The 18,217-nt window shown below is 68.1% G+C and carries 18 protein-coding genes; 6 read left to right on the forward strand and 12 right to left on the reverse strand.

Annotated features, from left to right (window positions below; genetic code table 11):
- Positions 1-158: 158 nt before the first annotated feature.
- A complete protein-coding gene (locus FQK05_RS17095; protein ID WP_158969047.1) occupies positions 159-1,517 on the forward strand; it encodes an MFS transporter in 1,359 nt (452 codons plus the stop codon).
- Here the strand turns inward: FQK05_RS17095 and FQK05_RS17100 are convergent, their stop codons facing one another.
- From FQK05_RS17100 to FQK05_RS17125, 6 genes are all read right to left on the reverse strand, one after another.
- Positions 1,518-2,717, reverse strand: coding sequence for a calcium-binding protein (locus tag FQK05_RS17100; RefSeq protein WP_158969049.1), 1,200 nt, complete (start codon positions 2,715-2,717; stop codon positions 1,518-1,520). It abuts the gene before it with no gap.
- 145 nt (positions 2,718-2,862) lie between these two features.
- Entirely contained in the window at positions 2,863-5,016 is a 2,154-nt protein-coding gene (locus FQK05_RS17105; RefSeq protein WP_158969051.1) for a molybdopterin-binding protein, read from the reverse strand.
- A complete protein-coding gene (mobB, locus tag FQK05_RS17110; RefSeq protein WP_158969053.1) occupies positions 5,016-5,507 on the reverse strand; it encodes a molybdopterin-guanine dinucleotide biosynthesis protein B in 492 nt (163 codons plus the stop codon). The genes FQK05_RS17105 and mobB overlap by 1 nt, the downstream gene beginning before the upstream one ends.
- Positions 5,504-6,121, reverse strand: coding sequence for a molybdenum cofactor guanylyltransferase MobA (gene mobA / locus FQK05_RS17115; protein ID WP_158969055.1), 618 nt, complete (start codon positions 6,119-6,121; stop codon positions 5,504-5,506). The genes mobB and mobA overlap by 4 nt, the downstream gene beginning before the upstream one ends.
- Positions 6,118-6,654 carry a hypothetical protein gene (locus FQK05_RS17120; protein ID WP_158969057.1) on the reverse strand — a complete coding sequence of 179 codons (537 nt, stop codon included), beginning with the start codon at positions 6,652-6,654 and terminating at the stop codon, positions 6,118-6,120. Before FQK05_RS17120 ends, mobA begins: the two co-directional genes overlap by 4 nt.
- Entirely contained in the window at positions 6,651-7,538 is an 888-nt protein-coding gene (locus tag FQK05_RS17125; protein ID WP_158969059.1) for a formate dehydrogenase accessory sulfurtransferase FdhD, read from the reverse strand. The genes FQK05_RS17120 and FQK05_RS17125 overlap by 4 nt, the downstream gene beginning before the upstream one ends.
- A 63-nt stretch (positions 7,539-7,601) precedes the next feature.
- Here FQK05_RS17125 and FQK05_RS17130 point away from each other — a divergent pair, with 63 nt between their 5' ends.
- Together FQK05_RS17130 and FQK05_RS17135 are read left to right on the forward strand one after the other, a co-directional pair.
- Positions 7,602-8,324, forward strand: coding sequence for an AzlC family ABC transporter permease (locus FQK05_RS17130; protein ID WP_158969061.1), 723 nt, complete (start codon positions 7,602-7,604; stop codon positions 8,322-8,324).
- On the forward strand, positions 8,317-8,670 hold the full coding sequence (locus FQK05_RS17135) for an AzlD domain-containing protein (protein ID WP_158969063.1): 354 nt from the start codon (positions 8,317-8,319) through the stop codon (positions 8,668-8,670). Before FQK05_RS17130 ends, FQK05_RS17135 begins: the two co-directional genes overlap by 8 nt.
- A gap of 29 nt (positions 8,671-8,699) precedes the next feature.
- On the opposite strand, the gene FQK05_RS17140 is transcribed toward FQK05_RS17135, so the two are convergent.
- From FQK05_RS17140 to FQK05_RS17160, 5 genes are all read right to left on the reverse strand, one after another.
- Positions 8,700-9,353 carry a hypothetical protein gene (locus FQK05_RS17140; RefSeq protein ID WP_158969065.1) on the reverse strand — a complete coding sequence of 218 codons (654 nt, stop codon included), beginning with the start codon at positions 9,351-9,353 and terminating at the stop codon, positions 8,700-8,702.
- Between the two features lie 14 nt (positions 9,354-9,367).
- The gene (locus FQK05_RS17145; RefSeq protein ID WP_158969067.1) at positions 9,368-9,502 is read right to left on the reverse strand and encodes an aa3-type cytochrome c oxidase subunit IV; all 135 of its coding nucleotides are present in this window, start codon (positions 9,500-9,502) and stop codon (positions 9,368-9,370) included.
- Between the two features lie 251 nt (positions 9,503-9,753).
- Positions 9,754-10,236, reverse strand: a complete 483-nt coding sequence (locus FQK05_RS17150) for a DUF6173 family protein (protein WP_158969069.1) — start codon at positions 10,234-10,236, stop codon at positions 9,754-9,756.
- A 63-nt stretch (positions 10,237-10,299) separates the two neighbouring features.
- The gene (locus FQK05_RS17155; RefSeq protein ID WP_158969071.1) at positions 10,300-11,346 is read right to left on the reverse strand and encodes an MBL fold metallo-hydrolase; all 1,047 of its coding nucleotides are present in this window, start codon (positions 11,344-11,346) and stop codon (positions 10,300-10,302) included.
- A gap of 4 nt (positions 11,347-11,350) precedes the next feature.
- Positions 11,351-13,072, reverse strand: coding sequence for an acyl-CoA dehydrogenase (locus FQK05_RS17160; RefSeq protein ID WP_158969073.1), 1,722 nt, complete (start codon positions 13,070-13,072; stop codon positions 11,351-11,353).
- Positions 13,073-13,241: 169 nt separating this feature from the next.
- Between FQK05_RS17160 and FQK05_RS17165 the strand changes: the two genes are divergently transcribed.
- Together FQK05_RS17165 and FQK05_RS17170 are read left to right on the forward strand one after the other, a co-directional pair.
- Positions 13,242-14,216 (forward strand): L-threonylcarbamoyladenylate synthase, encoded by a 975-nt coding sequence (locus tag FQK05_RS17165; RefSeq protein WP_158969075.1) that lies wholly within the window; start codon positions 13,242-13,244, stop codon positions 14,214-14,216.
- Positions 14,217-14,489: 273 nt separating this feature from the next.
- Complete coding sequence (locus tag FQK05_RS17170) at positions 14,490-15,785, forward strand: hypothetical protein (protein WP_158969077.1); 1,296 nt, start codon at positions 14,490-14,492, stop codon at positions 15,783-15,785.
- Between the two features lie 538 nt (positions 15,786-16,323).
- Here FQK05_RS17170 and FQK05_RS17175 read toward each other — a convergent pair.
- A complete protein-coding gene (locus tag FQK05_RS17175) occupies positions 16,324-16,878 on the reverse strand; it encodes a YqgE/AlgH family protein (RefSeq protein WP_158969267.1) in 555 nt (184 codons plus the stop codon).
- Between the two features lie 491 nt (positions 16,879-17,369).
- On the opposite strand from FQK05_RS17175, the gene FQK05_RS17180 reads away from it, so the two are divergent.
- Positions 17,370-18,206, forward strand: coding sequence for a protein-disulfide reductase DsbD domain-containing protein (locus FQK05_RS17180; protein WP_158969079.1), 837 nt, complete (start codon positions 17,370-17,372; stop codon positions 18,204-18,206).
- Positions 18,207-18,217: the final 11 nt, after the last annotated feature.

Genomic DNA, 18,217 nt, shown 5'->3' on the forward strand with positions numbered 1-18,217 from the left:
GGGGATGCGGCACCTATCCCCCCGGGGTGGGAGGAAGGATCCGGCCGGGGTGGACCGCGGCGCACGCGATCCGGGGGCGCGGCGATCCAGCTGCCCCGCGCGACAGGCCTTTGGAAACCGGTTAGGTTGAAATCCGGCTCCCCGAACGGATCACCCAGATGCTTGCCATTCTCGCCAATCCGGTATTTGCCCGCCTTTTCTCGGCCCAGTGCATCGCGCTGGTGGGCACCGGGCTTCTGACCGTGGCCCTTGGGCTTCTGGCCTATGACATCGCCGGGACAGGTGCGGGGGCCGTTCTGGGCACCGCCTTCGCGATCAAGATGGTGGCCTATGTCGGCCTGGCGCCCCTGGCCAATGCCGCGGCCGACCGGCTGCCGCGCAAGGCCGTGCTGATCGGCGCCGACCTGATCCGTGCCGTCGTGGCGCTGGCCCTGCCCTTTGTCGACGCGGTCTGGCAGATCTACCTGCTGATCTTCGTCCTTCAGGCGGCCTCGGCCACCTTCACGCCGACATTCCAGGCCACCATCCCCGATCTCTTCGAATCCGAGGCCGACTATACCCGCGCCCTGTCGCTCTCGCGGCTGGCCTATGATCTGGAAAACCTGCTCAGCCCGGCGCTGGCCGGTGTGCTGTTGCTGGTGACGGGCTATCACAACCTGTTTCTGGGCACCGTCGTGGGATTCGCGGGATCCGCCCTTATGGTCGCCAGTGTGGCCCTGCCCTTGCGCAAGGCCGCGACCCGGACCCGCAGCTTTGCCGAACGCGCGACGCGCGGGCTTCGCATTTACATGGCCACGCCCCGGCTGCGGGGCCTTTTGGGCCTGTCGATGGCAGCCGCGGCGACCAGCGCCTTTGTCCTGGTCAACACCGTCGTCCTTGTGCGCGCGGGCTTCGGCGGGGCAGAAACCCAGGTCGCGGTGGCACTGGCCTGCTATGGGGCCGGGTCTATGCTGGCCGCGCTGGTGCTGCCTCAGCTCCTCGACCACATGCCCGACCGGCCCGTGATGGTGACGGCAGGCACGGCAGTGACGCTCTGGACCGTGGTGCTGGGTCTCTGGACCTGGCTGGCGGGCCTGCCCGCCTGGCCGGTCTTCCTGGCCCTCTGGGCGCTTGGCGGGTTCCTCTATTCCGCGATCCTGACCCCCTCGGGGCGGCTGCTGCGCCGCTCCGCCCGCCCGGAGGACCGGCCGGCGCTCTTCACCGCGCAGTTCACGCTGTCCCATGCCTGCTGGCTGATCGCCTACCCGGTTGCGGGCATCGGCGGCGAGGCTCTGGGCATGCCCGCCACGCTGCTGATTCTGGGCGCCATGGGGCTGGCAGGCGCCGTCCTGGCCCACATGACCTGGCCACCGCACGATCCCGAAAGCCTGGCCCACGATCACCCGGACCTGGCCCCCGGCCACCCGCATCTGGAAGCGGACGGCCAAGGCGGCCATCGCCATGCCTTCGTCATCGACGACGAACACCGGCGCTGGCCATCACCGCCGCGGGCACGGCGCACCGCGCCCGAGCGTTGATCAGAACAGGAAGTTGTCGGGATCCTTGACCTGATCCAGCGTCATGTCCGCGAAGAAGATAGAGACGTTGGAAAAGCTGACCTGGACGCCGTCCTCGAACGCGTCGAAGACCAGCTGGCCGAACCTGTTGGCGCCCTTCGCGATCTCCACCATGTCCAGCCCGGCCTCGAAGTCGTAGATCGAATCGGCGCCGCTGCCGGTCCTGAAGCAGAAGACGTCGCCATCGGCCCCGCCCATCAGGTTGTCGTTGCCCTTGCCGCCGTCGATAAAGTCCGCGCCGTCACCGCCGCTCACCAGGTCCTGCCCGCCATTGCCGAAGAGCTCGTCGGCGCCCTTGCCGCCGAAGACGCGGTCATTGCCCGCGTCGCCCCGGGCCTCATCGGCGCCGTTGCCGCCGAACAACTTGTCGCGACCGCCGCCACCGTCCATGTCGTCCGCGCCCTTGCCGCCGAATAGCTTGTCCTTCCTGCCGCCGCCGCTCAGATCGTCATTGCCGGCGCCCCCCTTCAGCAGGTCCTTGCCGCCTCCCCCGCTCAGCTTGTCCCGGCCGCCGCCGCCCGTCATCTCGTCGTCACCGGCCCCGCCTTCGGCCACGTCGTCGCCGCCCTTGCCGTCAAACACGTCGTCGCCATCGCCCAGGTCGACCTGATCGTCGCCGGTCGTACCGTCGAAATCGTTGTCGTCGTCCAGATCCTCGACCGCGCCGGGCAGGACCTTGACGTTCACCACGTCGAATCCGGGCGAGCCGCCCAGGGTGTCCAGGCCGACGATCCTGACCTCGTTCACGAAGCCCTTCCAGCCGATGTCTGCCAGATCGAAGGAGCTGGTCGTACCGCCGCCGGCATTGCCCAGATAGACATAGGTCCCGTCGCCGCTGCCGACCCAGACCTCCGCGTTCTCGCCATTTCCCGCGATCTCGGTGATGAAGATGTCGTCGCCTGTGCCATCGACCACCACCTCGTCCAGGAACCCGACCGAGACATGGGAGCCCTGGGGCAGCGACAGGAAGTCGACGGTCGCGTCCGGGTCGTCGCCCAGCACGACGCCCAGGCCCACCGTGACCGGGAAGGACCCGGCCAGCGTCGTTTCGTTATAGGTGCCGCCGTAAGGCGCATCGTCGATCGGTCCTGTGCCGGAATTGTGGAAATCCAGCACGACATCCGCATAGCCGAGGACCGGCGTGATCTGAAAAAGGCTCATTTGTTCATTCTCCCCTCACGCCTGTCGGACCGGCGCGTTGCTGGGAAAGCGTGCCCCGATCCGCACAACCGGACAAGTCGGGAAAACCGGCCCACGCCAGCTTTACGGCCCCGGGCGGCAGACCGGGCCGCTGCGTGCCGTGCCCCTAAGGCCCGAAGCTGCCGAACGGCAAGAAACGCACCGGGTCGCCCGGGCGAACATGCGCCTCTCTGTCCGGGAGTTCGACGAAACCTTCGGCCCAGCTAAGGCCGCTGACCCGGCCCGACCCTTCAGAGGCAAAGGGTTCCGCGCGTCCGTCCCGGATGCGCGCCCGCAGGTATTCGCGGCGCCCGGGCTTCTTGCGTTTCTCAAAGGCGGCCGGCACGTCGAAACCCTGCGGTTCGACCCAGCCGGCTCCGGCCAGAAGCGACAGTGCGGGGCGCGCAAAGATCAGCGCACAGGTGAAGGCCGCGACCGGGTTCCCCGGCAGGCCGAAGACCGGAACGCCCCGCCAAAGACCCAGCGCCAGCGGCCGGCCCGGCTTCATCGCGATCCGCCAGGTCTCGATCGCGCCTTCGGCCGACAAGAGCGCCGAGACATGATCCTCCTCCCCCGCCGACGCCCCGCCGGAGGTCAGGATCGCATCGACCCGCTTGCCCTTCACCGCATCAGCCAGGCAGGCGGCCAGCGCCGCGCGGTCGTCCCGCACCCGGCCCAGATCCACGGGAACATGACCAAAGCGGTCGACCAACCCCAGAAGCATGGGCCGGTTGGCGTCGTGGATGCGGTCGGCGCCGATCTCCTCCCCGGGTTCGGCCAGTTCGTCGCCGGTGGACAGGACACCCACGCGCAAGCGTCGCCTGACCGTCACCCGGCCGATCCCCACGGCCGCCAGCAGCGCCAGGTCCTGCGGCGCCAGCACACGCCCGGGACCAAGGGCCACGTGGCCTTCGGCCACGTCCTCGCCCGCCTTACGGGTATTGGCGCCGCGCTTCAGCGGGCCGTTAAACGCCACGTGCCCGGCGGACAGGGCCACGTCTTCCTCCAGCACGACGGTATCGACGCCCTCGGGGATCTGCGCGCCAGTCAGAATCCGCAGCGCCTGGCCTCGCCCGACCCGGCCCGCATAGGGCTGCCCGGCGGCAGAGCGGCCCGGCAGCAGTTCCAGCACCTGCCCGCCGGCATTGGCACCGCCAGCAAAGCCATAGCCATCGACCGCCGAATTCGCCGCCGGCGGATGCGACCGCCCCGCCACCGCAGGCGCGGCCAGCACGCGGCCCAGCGCATGTGTCACCGGCATGTCTTCGGTCCCCGTCACCGCATGAAGACCCGACCGCAGTCGCGCCAGCGCCATGTCGACCGGGGTCCAGTCGACACCCGGCGGCAGGGCGAAACAGTCGTTGGTCAGCCGCGGCGGGCGGGGCAGCGCAGGCGTCCGAACCTCCAACACCTTGCGCGCAGCCGCGGCCAGGGCGGTTTCGTGGCCCAGCCCCAGGATCCAGCCTTCCTCGGGCGCGTCCAAATCTGCGATCCTCGCCAGATCCTTCGCGCCCAGCCCCGCCAGCGCCGCCGCCACGATCTGCACCTGCAGGGCGTCGCGGATAGGGGCCTGCCCGGCGGCCTCGGCGCTTGCCGTTTCCTCGGCCAGAACGTCGGACAGAAGCGAGGGCCAGATCTCCATCACCGCGACAGGGCGGGTCAGGGGCTCGAACGGCCAGACGGCCAGCGCATCGGCAAAGCGGCGGCGCAGGCGCGTCAGCACCGGCAGGCCTGTCATGACCTGCCCGCCCACGGCGCCGGCGCCCGCCATCTGCCAGCAGGTGAAGGTGCCTGTCGCCCGCGCCTCCGCCGCGCGGCGGTCGGGAAAGGGGTTGGCATAGCCGTGCTTGGTCCGCGGCAGCCCGTCGATGTCGCGATTACGCAGCCCGTTGGCCCAGAACGGACCGCGCCCGCCGCCCAGCGCACGGTTGATCTCTCCCGCCACATCGAAGCGGGTGTTGGCCCGGGGGCTGTCGGATATGCGGTCCTCCAGCCAGTCCCAGACAGCGAAAGGATCTGCCGAGCCGGTCAACGCCTGCGCGAAGCCTTTCGGGTAGGCGAAGGGGAAATCGAAGCCGATACACAGCCGCCGTCCCGCTTCCAGCTCCTCCGCGATCAGGTCGGCGATCCAGCGTTCCGCGAGGTCGCGGTTCCGGAAGTAAAGCGGCGTCTCGACTCCGCTGGCCGAGGCCAGGCAAATCCAGATCGCGTCCTTTCGCGGGCGCGGGCCGGTGTCGTTGCCGCCGGACCAGTCGACCATGGCGAAGGTGTCGAACCGCATCAAAAGCCAGCCTCGGCCAGGATGAAATCGGCAATCGCGCGGGTATCGTCCAGGGCGAAGACCGGCCGGTCCAGGTCCAGCGCCACGTCGCTGGCCACGGCGCGGACCGACGGGTCGCCGGGGGCGATCAGGGCATGGCCGGCCTCGGCCCGGAACGCCTCGACCTTCGGATGGGGCTCGCGCTTGAAGCCTTCGACCAGCACCAGGTCCACGGGTCGCATCCGGCCCAGCAGTTCCGTCAGCGTGGGTTCGGGCGCGCCGCGCAGTTCGGCCATCAGGGCAAAACGGTCGGCGCCTGCCACCAGAACCTCGGCCGCGCCGGCCTGGCGGTGGCGGTAGGAATCCCGCCCGGGCTGGTCGACGTCGAAGGCGTGATGCGCATGCTTGACGGTCGACACGGTCAGCCCGCGGCCCGCGATTTCGGTCACCAGGCGGGTGACGAGCCCGGTCTTGCCGACATTCTTCCAGCCGGTGACACCCCAGACCTTCATGCCATCACCTCCAACATCTCCTCTGCCCGGGCCAGGTCTTCGGGCGTGTTGACGTTGAAGAACGGATCATAGCTGCCGCCGGAAAAGACCGCCGTCGCCGCGTTGTGCGCATCCGTCCACAGCACGACCTTGCGCAAGCCCCCTTCCAGCGCCGTCCGCAGGTCGTGACGCAGGGCGACGGGCCAGAGGCCGAAAGTCGGATGCCGCGACATGCCACGTTCGGGGTCCGGCGTGGCGGCCAGGGCAAGGGGCACGTCCATGTCAGAACTGACATCGACCAGCCGCGCGACCAGATCGCCCGGAAAGAACGGGGTGTCCGCGGCGGCGGTCACGATGGCCTCTGCCCCCTGCCCCGCAGCCCAGTCGAGCCCCGCCAGAACCCCCGCCAGCGGCCCGGGATAATCGGGCAGCGAATCCGGGATCACCGGCAGGCCCAGACCCGCGAACCGGCCCGAATCGCCATTGGCGTTCAGCGCCAGGCCGGAGACCTGCGGCCCCAGCCGGGCGATCACGCGGTCCAGCAGGGTGCCATCGCCCAGCGGCAGAAACCCCTTGTCCCCGCCCCCCATGCGCCGCGCCTGTCCGCCGGCCAGGATGATGCCCGGAATCGTCATGTGCGGGACGCCGCGTACCAACTGACGATCTGACGGCGCAGATCGGCGACGTCTCCGACCTGGGCCAGAAGCCGGTCCGGAATCGCATATCCCACCGCGCCAACACGCAAAACGATCATGCGCTTTGCTTCTACAAGGTCGTCGCAATCGGCCCAAGCGTTGAACGCTTTGCTGCGCCCGTTGGTCATGGACAGGCCCTGACTGTCGATCGCCATGCGCCATGCCCCATCGTCCACGACTTTTGTCGTCACAGCCAAGCGACGCCTTTCGTTCCGTTGGATCAGCACGACCAGAATCCCACCGATCACGAGGCTCAGAAGCAACCATTCCCTGGCATTGGCCTCCGGGGTCGCTCCCGCCGCGGTGATAATGAAATAGCCGGCAAGGAAGGGAAGAACCCCAATTCCGACGCTCACGCTGGCCTGTTGGGCGATCCACCCGATCCGCGCGCCGCCGGAATAGATCGACCTCGAAACCGCCTGCCCGCCGGTCTTCACTTCGGCCTTGGTCAACCGGTACCCGAATTCAATCATGACGCACCTTTCCGGCGAGAGCTTCGCCCCTCCTCCGGAACCTGCGCCGGATCCGCGTCGCGGACCAGCCTTTCCTCTCCCGCAAGGCAGACGAAGCGCGCGCCCTTCATGCGGCCGATCAGGGTCAGGCCAACCTGACGTGCGATCTCCACCCCCCAGGCGGTAAAGCCGGAGCGGGAGGCAAGGACCGGAATCCCCATCAGCGCCGTCTTGATCACCATCTCGGACGTCAGCCGGCCTGTTGTGTAGAGGATCTTGTCCGCAGCAGGGGTTCCGGTCGAAAACATCCAGCCCGCGATCTTGTCGACAGCGTTGTGGCGGCCGACGTCTTCCATGTAAACCAGCGGTTGGTCCTGTTGGCAGAGCACCGTGCCGTGGATCGCCCCGGCCTCCAGGTACAGCGACGGCGTACGGTTGATCTGGTGGGACAGGGCGTAAAGCCACGATGTCCGCGCCTCTGCCGCAGGCAGGGTCAGCCCCTCCAGCCCTTCCATCATGTCGCCGAAGACCGTCCCCACGGCACAGCCCGAGGTGCGCGTCTTTTTGGCCAGTTTCGCCTCGTGCGAGGTTTCGACCTTCGTCCGCACGACCACCGCCTCGACCTCCTCGTCATAGTCGACGCCCGTCACCTCGTCCGCGGTGCCCAGCATGCCCTGGTTCTTCAGGAACCCCAGCGCCAGGTATTCCGGGTAATCGCCGATGGTCATGGCCGTCACGATCTCACGCGAATTGAGGTAGATCGTCAGCGGACGTTCCTCGACCACCGAAAGGGCGACCTCGGCCCCGGTCTGGTCGTGCCCGATCACTGCCCGCGTCAGCCCCGCGGCCTGCGGATCCGGCGCGATGATCCAGCCCCCGGTCGCATCCAGCCTGGCCATGGTCATCCCCCCGTTTGCATCGCCCGTTCTTCGCCGCTAAAGCTTGCTGGCCTACCCTAGGAAGTTTGCATGTCCTCCTCCACATCCTTTTCCGATTTCCTTCGCGGTGCGCGGGACAGCATACCCTTCATCCTTGTCGTCGGTCCATTCGGCGCGGTTTTCGGAGTGGTCGCCGCCGGTTCCGGGCTGAACCTGTTCCAGATCATGGTCTATACCGGGTCGATCTTCGCGGGCGCGGCGCAGCTGACCTCGCTTGGCCTTCTGCAGGAACAGGCGCCGACGATCATCGCGCTGTTGTCCGGTCTGGCGGTGAACCTGCGGATGGGGATGTATTCTGCCTCGCTGACCCCCTACATGGGCGACGCGCCTCTGTGGAAACGCGCCATCGCGGCCTACCTGATGGTCGATCAGTCCTATGCCCTGTCGCTGGCCCGGTTCGAAAGGGACCGGGACATGCCGATGCCCAACCGCTATGCCTATTTCTTCGGGACCGCCGCGGTCATCGCGCCGCTCTGGTGCGCGGCGACGCTGGTGGGGGCCCTCGTGGGGGTGCAGATCCCCGACAGCTGGAACCTGGACTTCATCGTGCCCATCGCCTTTCTCAGCCTGGTGGCGCCGATGCTGCGCACACCCGCGCACAGGATAGCGGCGCTGACGGCCGGGCTGGTATCGCTGCCGGCGGCATTCCTGCCCTATAACCTGGGGCTAATCGTGGCCGGGGCGCTGGGGATGATCGTAGGCGCCAGAGTAGAACTGTCGCTGCGGCGCAAGGGAAGCTGGACCGATGCCTGAGGAAACCGTGGTCGTTGTCGAACGCGCCTTCACCGATGCGCAGTTCTGGATCATCTGCGCCGGGCTGGCCGTCGGCAGCTTTGCCCTGCGCTTCGGCTTCCTGGCACTGATGGGCGGGCGCACCATGCCCGAAGCCGTGCTGCGCCACCTGCGCTATACCGCCGTGGCGATCCTGCCGGCGCTGGTGACGCCGCTGGTGATCTGGCCCGCAGCGACCGACGGGGTCTTCAGCCTGCCGCACCTTGCAGCCGGGGCCATGACGGTGATCGCCGGGTACGTGACCCGCAGTGCGCTGGGGGGAATCCTGGGCGGGATCGTGACACTGTATCTGGTACAGTACCTGTGATCGGCGGCTGAACCGCCGACCGGCAGGCGTCAGTTCGTGAAGGGCTGGGCCGCCTTGGCCGCTTCGGCGGCGGCCTTCTGGGCATTCACCGCGGCCACGCCATCCTGGATGTTGCCCTCGTCATCCTCGAAATATTTCTCGGTCGTGACGCCGGGGATCTGGGCGAACTGGTTCATAAGGGCGTTGGGCTGCATCACCTGCTTGATCTGGCCGAAGCCCGGCACCCGCCGCAGCACGCCGGATGTCGAATTCGCACAGAACAAGGCCGCGACATGGCCTTCCCGCTGCGCCAGTTGCAGCGCGGTCTGGGCCTGTTCGGGCGTCACCTCGACCGTCTGCAGGACGACGTGGAAGGTCGACCGCGCATGGGCGCTTTTGTAATAGGCCAGTTCCTGCGGAGTGATGCCGTACAGCACGTCGTTGCGTTCCGGCACACCGTCCAGAACGAAGGATCCGGCCGGGTCGAACATGACCCGTTCGCCCGGTGCATTGATCAGCAGGGCGGAATGCGCCCCGTTGCCGGTCCGGTTCGACACCATGGTGATCAGTGTCAGCGTGTTCGGACCCGGTTCGCGGTAATGCGACGCCGCCATTTCGGCATCCGTGGCATAGCGCTGTCCCGGCGTGGCACAGCCGGCCAGCGCCAGGCAAGCGATGCCCAGGCACAAAAGCGGAACTCGCATCGGACGGGTTCGGCTCAGGTCCAGAAGATGGCCATCAGGATGATCAGGACCACGACGACGCCAACGACACGCGTGGATGCGCGAATGAAACCGTCGAAGGTCTCGTAGTGCTCCGTCATTTCCATTTCGCCGTGCTTGTATTCCGCCATCTTGGCCCTCGGTCATCTGAGTGGATCGGGTCAAAGACGTCCCTACCCCATCGTCACGCCCTTGTCATCCCGCCACAGACCCGATCCGACGCGGCGATTTGCCCGTGTGTATTCCGTGCCTTGCATCGGGAAACGCCCCGCGCGCGTGGCAGGAACGGTGGGTGCGGCGCGCATCCGCCGGGGGCGGAAGGGCGGACCCGCAAAATCCGGGTGGAGTCCTCCCGCCACACGCGCCGACGGGAAGGCTGACGTCAGGTCCCGGGCACGTCTTCCCCGGCCTGGTCAGGGACCCCGTCGTCGATATCCGCGGACAGCCGGAACCCGATCCGGTTCGGCGGCGCCTCGGGCTTGGGCTTCGGCACCGCACGCAGCATCACGTTCAGCTGGGTCACGTGCTGGACCAGCTGTGTCCGCGAACCCGACGGATCGGTGCCGTAAAAGGTCACGATATCCGGGTCGAAATAGCCCATACCGGCAATCCGCATGACACCCATGTCGCCGCCCGCCAGGCCCATCGCCACCTCGTGTTCCGCATCCAGCTGTGCTTCGAAACTGCGGATATAGAGGATCATGCGTTCATAGGCCCAGCGCGCCGGGCTTTTCCCCGCCGCGGCCTTGGCCAGCCTCTCCGGCACGCCCTCGCACGGGGGACAGGCCGACGGGTCGGTCTGTACATCGTGCTTCACCGGTATCTGCGGCCCGATCAGGGTGTCCGTGTCGTGCGTGTCGCTCATGCCGATGTCCTTCCCGATTTCTCGTTCGGGGCAAACCCGGCCGCGCGCGTCAGGCCCGATGGTTCAGGCCCGCGTGTAATACCAGGCGCCGTCCGGCCCCATCTCGCGCGTGGCCTGCCCCGTTACGTACAGATGGTGCACATGGGCCATGGCTTCAAACAGGGCCAGCCCATATTCGCTGTCCCCGATGGTCCGCTTGAACAGCGGAGGAAAGCAGTCCGACGCCGTCTTCGGCGTGTCCAGGTGCTTCACCAGCCGGTTCAGCCCGCCGTGGTGATTGTCGATCAGCTGGCGCAGCCGGGTCGGAAGGCCGGTGAAGACCAACTTGTGCCCGCCCAGTACCAGATGCCGCGGTTCCGCCAGTGTCGCCAGCCGTTCGCAGCTTTCCAGCCAGTCGCCCACCGGGTCGGCCCCGGGTTCGTTCGCATGCAGGCTGAGATTGGGCGAGATGGACGAGATGATCTGGTCCCCCGCAATCACCAAGTCGTCGTCGCGGCTCCAGAACGTGGCGTGTTCCGGCGCATGGCCGTTGCCGATATGGATGTCCCAGGTACGCCCGCCCATGCGGATCGTGTCGCCCTGTGCAATACGGGTATAGCCCGGCGGCAGCCTGGAACAGACGTCCTTGAAGTGCCAGCCATTGTCCTTGATCCGCGCTTCCAGGATTTCCGGCTTCATGCCCGCAGACCGCCAGAAGGCCACGACTTCGTCGGGCGGCGTGACATGGACGTCCAGGCTCAGCATCCGGGCCATAAGCCACGAGGTGCGGGTCGTGACCAGTTCGGCACCGTGCTCGGTCTGGAACCAGCCGGCATTGCCGATATGGTCGGGATGGTGATGCGTGACCACCACCCTTGTGACCGGCTTGCCGCCCAGCGGTCCCGCCATCAGCGCGGTCCACAGATCCCGCGCGTCCTTGGTCTTGAAACCGGTGTCGACGATGGTCCAGCCATCGCCGTCATCCAGCGCGAACACGTTCACATGGTCCAGCCGCATCGGCAGGGGCATGCGCATCCACAGGACTCCGGGGGCGACCTCGATCGCCTCGACGCCTTTCGGGGGCGTCTCCCAGGGATACCTCAGGCCACCGCCGGTCGTGCTGCCATCCATGCGCTCAGGCCGCCAGATCGTCGGTGCTGATGGCGTAAAGCCCTTCGGCCCCAGCCCGCGCCGACTGCAGCAGGCTTTCGTGTTCCGGCAACAGGCGATTGACGTAGAAGGCCGCCAGCTTCACCCGCGGGCCTGCCGGCTCGGCCGCCGCCGCCTTCAGGTGATAGTGACCGCCCAGCACCCGGGCAAAGGCGCGGGCAAAGGGAACGGCCCCGGCGAAACGTTCGTTCATCTCCTGCCCCACCAGCCATTCAACGGCCTCGCGCAGCGTCTCGGCCGATTGCCAGACGGCCTCGGCCAGCTCCGGAAGGGTGCCACGAACGGTTTCGGCATGGCCCTGGATCTCGTCCAGCAGGCGGAAGGCGGCCTCGCCCCCGTCCATCATCTTGCGCGCGACAAGATCCATGGCCTGGATGCCGTTGGTGCCTTCATAGATCGCGGTGACGCGGACATCGCGGGCATATTGCGCGGCGCCCGTTTCCTCGATGAAGCCCATGCCGCCGTGGATCTGCACGCCGGTTTCGGCCACGGCCATGCCGGTATCGGTGCCGAAGGCCTTGGCCAGCGGCGTCAGCAGCGCGGCCCGCGCCGACCAGTCCGCATCGCCCGTGGCCTTGGTCATGTCGATGGCCACCGCACAGGCCAGCGCGATCGCGCGCGCCGCCAGGATATCGGCCTTCATGGTGATCAGCATCCGGCGCACATCGGCATGGTCGACGATGGTCCCGGTGCCTTCGGGCTTGCCAGACAGCGGCGTCTTGCCCTGCTTGCGCTCCATCGCGAAGGCCAGCGCGTGCTGATAGGCGCCTTCCGCAGCGCCGACCCCCTGGGTGCCCACGCCCAGGCGGGCGTTGTTCATCATGGTGAACATCGCGGCCATGCCGCCATGCTCGTGGCCCACCAGCCAGCCCTTGGCCCCGTCGAATTCCATGACGCAGGTGGGCGAGCCATGCAGGCCCAGCTTGTGCTCCAGGCTGACCACCTTCAGCGTGTTGGCCACGCCCGGCTTGCCGTTTTCGTCCGGCAGGTATTTCGGCACCAGGAACAGGCTGATCCCCTTGGTCCCGGGCACGCCGTCCGGCAGGCGCGCCAGCACCAGGTGGACGATGTTTTCCGCCACGTCATGGTCGCCCCAGCTGATGAAGATCTTCTGACCCGACACCGCATAGGTCCCGTCGCCGTTCGGCACAGCCTTCGACGACAGCGCGCCCACATCCGAACCGGCATGGGGTTCGGTCAGGTTCATGGTCCCGGTCCACTCGCCGGAATTCAGCTTGGGCAGGTACAGGTCCTTCAACTCGTCGCTGGCGTGATGCTCCAGCGCCTCGATCTGGCCATGGGTCAGCAGCGGGCACAGCTGCAGCGACAGGCAGGCGCCCGACATCATGTCGTTGACGGCGGTGGTCACCGCCATCGGCAGACCCATCCCGCCATATTCCGGGCTGCCGGAGATCCCGACCCAGCCGCCTTCGGCAATCGCCTTCCAGCCTTCCGCGAAACCGGGGGACGTCCGCACGACCCCGTTTTCCAGCTTGGCCGGGTGAAGGTCGCCATTGCGGTTCACCGGCGCCATCACTTCGTCCGACAGCTTGCCGGCCTCGGCCAGGATCGCGCTGACGGTCTCGGGGCTGGCCTCCGCGAACAGGTCGGTGGCCGCGACGCGGTCGAAGCCGACCACCTCGCGCAGAAGGAATTCGTGTTCCGAGACAGGGGCGCGGTACGGCATGGGCCTCTCCATTGGCTGGACGTTGGGGGCGCGCGCGGCGCGGCCCGGTCTTGGCAGGCTGCCCGCACGCCTGTTATGAACGGCGCTCGGTGCGGGTATCTAGCCGCGGGCCCCAACCGATCAACCGAAACGCGGCGTCACGATCCCGCAGAATGGAAGTTCGCCCCGAATGGCGCCAAACCTGTCAGATGTCAGCCAAATTTCCGCGGTGACCGAGCGCCTTGCGGCAGATGACCATGGCTTGGCCCGGGCTGCGCAGCTTTTGCGCGACGGGGCCTGCGTCGCCTTCCCGACGGAAACGGTCTATGGTCTGGGCGCCGATGCGCGGAACGGTGAAGCGGTGGCCGGGATCTATGCCGCGAAGGGCCGGCCCAGCTTCAACCCGCTGATCGCCCATGTCGCCGATGCCGCGTCGGCCCAGCGTCATGTGGTCTGGTCCGACCTGGCCGAAAAGCTGGCCCGGGCCTTCTGGCCCGGCCCCCTGACGCTGGTCCTGCCCTTGGCCCCGGACCACGGGATTTCTTCCCTGACCACTGCAGGGCTGGATACGCTGGCCGTCCGCGTCCCGGCGCACCCGGCGGCACAGGCCCTGCTGCGGGCATTCGACGGGCCCCTGGCCGCGCCTTCGGCCAATCCTTCCGGCCGGATCAGCCCCACGACGGCGGATCACGTGCTGGCAGGCCTGTCTGGCCGGATCGCGGCCGTGCTGGACGATGGCCCCTGCAGCGTCGGCGTCGAAAGCACCATCGTCGGGCTGGCCGACGGCGTGCCGCGCCTGCTGCGCCCCGGCGGGCTGGCCACGGAACCAATTGAAGCCGTGCTGGGCCACGCCCTTGCCCAGCCTGCCAGCGACGACATCACCGCCCCCGGGCAGTTGTCCAGCCACTATGCCCCGGCCGGTGCGGTCCGCCTGAATGCCGAAGCGTCCCAAGGGGACGAGGTCTTCCTGGGCTTCGGCCCCGGCCCCTGCGACCTGTCCCTGTCGCCCGACGGGGACCTGGCGCAGGCCGCGGCCCGGCTCTTCGACTGCCTGCACCGGCTGGATGCGACCGGCCGCCCCATCGCTGTGGCGCCCATTCCCGACAGTGGCCTGGGCCTTGCCATCAATGATCGCCTGCGCCGGGCCGCGGCGCCGCGACCCTAGAGTCAAAGCCCCAGGCCCCCGGTTATCATTCCGCCCTGCGCCTGCTAGTCTGCGCCCTGACACCATCTGCCCGTTCGTCCAGGTCATAGGTTCCGTGCCCCAGGCTTCCCTGCCGTCCTTCGTCTGCCAAACTCCGGAATCCGCCTGGCAACCCACGTGGCCGGGAACGGTCGGCCGGGTCGCGCGGAGAGCCGGACTGTCCGGGCCCGCGGGCCGTCCGCGGGCGCGCAGGATTGCCGCCCTGACCATTGCCCAGCCCGGAAGAGAGCACCCATGATCCGCCTCGGCGCCGCCACGCTCCTCGCCATCCTCGCCGCCGGCACCGCAGCCCGGGCCGACCCGCTGGCCAGCTGTCAGGCCGCGAACCCGGATTTCCCCGAAATCTGCCCCTGCCTGATCGAGCGTTCCGCAGGCGAAGGCTTCAGCGACGAAACCCTTGGGAAGCTGATCGCCCACGATTATGCAGGCACCTCGCCCGAGGACGTCCAGCGGTTCGGCAGGGTCTTCGTGGACTGCACGTCCGCAGCCGTCACCGTGCAGATCGCGGCCGGAGCGGCCGAGGCGGAGACGCCCCCAGTCGAGGACCCGGCTGATCCAAACCAACCGGCCCGAAACGCCCCGACAGAAGCGCCCCCGCCGCGCGAGCCCACAGGCTACCGGCTGTCGATCCCGGGCGGACCGCCCCCCGTCGGTCAATGGGCCCACCGGACGGAAATCCTGCGCCCCGACCGTCCCGGCCTTCCGGACCTGACCGTCGCCCGCGGCGGGCTTGTCGTGGACGAGGCGGGCCACCTACTGACGGCCGGCTGCTTCGGTCGCGGCCAGGCACAGATCGTCTTCGGCCCCGTGGCCCAGCGGGACGACTGGGCCCGGATCACGCTCGACGTGCAAGGCGCGGACGGCCCGCTTGTGACACAAACCGCCGTACCCAGCCGGATCGAGGTCGACCTTCTTCATGCCGAGTTCCCGCCCGACCTGATCGCCGCCCTTCGGAAGGGGAACAGCGTCACGCTGACCGCCGAAACCGCGGAGGACACGGCCCCCCTGGTCACGGAATTCGCCCTGAACGGCTCCGCCAGGGCGCTGCAGAACGAACGCTGCTATGGCCCGGATCCGGCACAGGCCACGGGCGGTCCGGGGATCCTTGTCAATGGCGCCTGGCAGTCCTCGACCCGGACCGACGCGCAGGACCGGACGGTTCCTGCCATGACATTCGGCGATCCCGACACGGCGATCGAGGATCTGGTCCTGACCTGCGACCACCGCTTCGGAATCGCGCCCCTGCCCCGCTATGCCCGTCCCACCGCCGTCACGGGTCAGCCCATGACCTATGGCTACGAGCTTCAGGTGGATGACAATGCGCCTTACCAGATCGGGCTGACCCTGCCGGACGCACAGACCGCCGAAAGTCTGACCGACCGGCCGCTGCAACAGGCCCTGGTGCACGAGATCGCATCGGGCGACGTGCTCCGCATCCGCGCGCTCGACATGGAACCGGGCGACGGCATCTACCGCAGCTACGAACTGCGCGGCACGGGTGCGCTGCTGGCAGGGCTGACCTGTCCGTAGATCCCGCGGACCTGACGTCCGGCCCGGACCACATTTTGCGGGCCATTGCGAACACGCGCCCCCAAAATGGCCCCATGCCCCCGGACACGCGAACACGCCGCAGCCTGCGCGGTCGCCATAAGCCCCCGTCCCCCCTGGCGCGTTCCCCGGCCACGAAGCGTCGCCCACCCTTCCCGGTGGCGGGCGACAAGGCCCGGCAGATGCCATCGAAGATGGAATTGGCAGCCCTGGACGCCTCTCGCGCGGTCCTGCACGGTTGCGTCGCCCGCCCGCCGCACCGGACGGCGGACACCGACGGGCGAGGCAGGCCGAAACCCTGTGGGCCCGGGTTTCTTCATGCCGGCCGGGCAGCGCGGAACGACGAAGAGCGGCGCATGCAGATGTAAGGGACAAGCCGCCCCCGTGCCCCCCGTCGCGCCCGAAGCACCAGGCGCGGGGATTCCGGTCCGCGTGGGGCTTGGCGAGTGGGCCGTGAAAGGCGCGATGCGCGGCGCACCGGTCAGGAACTCGTCAGAAGCTCAAGGCGAAAAGTCTGCGATCAGGCCCGACCCGCCTCTGCCGAAAGGCTCAGAGGGTCGATCCCAAGTGCGTTCAGCGCGGCAGACCATTTCGTTTGGTCCGGTTGCGAGAAGACAAGGTCCGGCTCTGCATCGCCGGTCAGCCAGCCGTTCTGGGCGATCTCGCCCTCCAGCTGGCCGGGACCCCAGCCGGCATAGCCCAGGGCCAGGATCGCCTCGCCCGGGCCCACGCCCGCGGCGATATCTTCCAGGATATCGACCGTGGCCGTCATCGCGAAACCGTCATTGACCTTCATCGAACCGGCCCGATTGCCGTTCCCCGGCGAATGCAGCACGAAGCCCCGCGCCGTTTCCACCGGACCGCCGAAATAGACAGGCGCATTCGGCACCGAAGGCCGCGCCTCGATATCCAGTTGCCCCAGCAGGTCGAAGACCTTCAGGTCCTGCGAAGGCTTGTTCACGATCAGCCCCATCGCCCCGTCCTGGCCATGCGAACACAGGAAGACAACGGAATGACCGAAACGGGGATCCCCCATGCCGGGCATCGCGATCAGAAGTTTGCCGGTCAGGTCCATAGACATCGATCCTATCCGTCTGGCCGGACAAGGCCCCGCGGGCCCTTCCGACCGGTTCATTCGGCCATGCAACCACTGGACATCTAGTCCGGTCGCCCGTCCCCGCAAGGGACCGGTTGTCGTCCGGCCCGACGTTCCGGGCCTGCCGCGCGTCCCCATGTCCTGCCCTTTTCCTAAGGGCAGCGCCGGAAGCGCAACGGGAAACGGCGTCGAATGCCACCGGCCCCGGTGCCAGTGGTCCCTTCGGGGCCCGCCGGATGCGGGCGTAACCGGGATGGCGTGCACCCGACCACGGAGGGAAAGATGGCGAGCCGGTTCCGGCCACGCAAGTAACTTCTGGCCGCGGCGCCGGTCCATGCCTAAACGTGAACCGTCCGGACACGGAACGCCTGCCCTTTCATCCGCCCGGCCCCATCCTATTGCAAAGGGCTGAACGGAACGTGACCACGTGACCCTTGGCTTTTCACCCGCTGCCCCCCAATTCTGGGGACATGACTCGCATCCCGTCCCCTTTCCGCACCCTGCGTCCGCTGGTCCTTGCCGCGGGCCTCGCCTCGGCCGCGCTGTTGCCGCAGGCGGCCCGGGCCGACAGCCTGGACGACCTGGTCCGGATCGAGGTTCTGGACGGCGGTCAGACCCGCGACGGTGCCTATGTCGGCGCAATCCGGCTGGTGCTGAAGGACGGATGGAAGACCTATTGGCGCGCACCGGGAGAGGCGGGCATCCCGCCCCGCTTCGACTGGTCCGGGTCGCGCAACCTGGCCGGCGTGGAAATCACCTGGCCCACACCCAAGGTGATCGAACAGGACGGGCTGACCACCATCGCCTACGAACATCAGATGGTCCTGCCGATCGAGATCGTTCCCCGCCACCCCGGCCAGCCGGTGGTTCTGCGCGGCCGGATGGAATTCGGGATCTGCAGCGATGTCTGCATCCCCGGCACGCTGGATTTCGACCGGCAGATCGACGGCACTTCGGCCCGGAACCCGGCCATTGCCGCAGCCCAGGCCGACCGCCCCTATTCCGCGCGCGAGGCCCGGGTGGCTTCGGCCACGTGCACGGTCCGGCCGACGCGCAACGGTCTGCAACTGACGGCCGAGATCCGCATGCCTTCGGCCGGCGGTCGGGAGGTTGCGGTGATCGAACCGGGCGACGGTCCCTATTGGGCCGCAGGCACCCGGACCGAACGGCAGGGCGACCGGCTGATCGCGTCTAGCGAGGTCGTGTCGGAAAACGGCGCGTTGCCGATGATCGACCGCAGCCAGGTCCGGATCACCGTACTGGGCCAGCGCCACGCCGTCGACATCCGGGGCTGCAGCGCCGGCTAGGGGTTCCCCGG

Source organism: Chachezhania sediminis, assembly GCF_009765275.1.
GTDB classification, from domain to species: Bacteria; Pseudomonadota; Alphaproteobacteria; order Rhodobacterales; family Rhodobacteraceae; genus Chachezhania; species Chachezhania sediminis.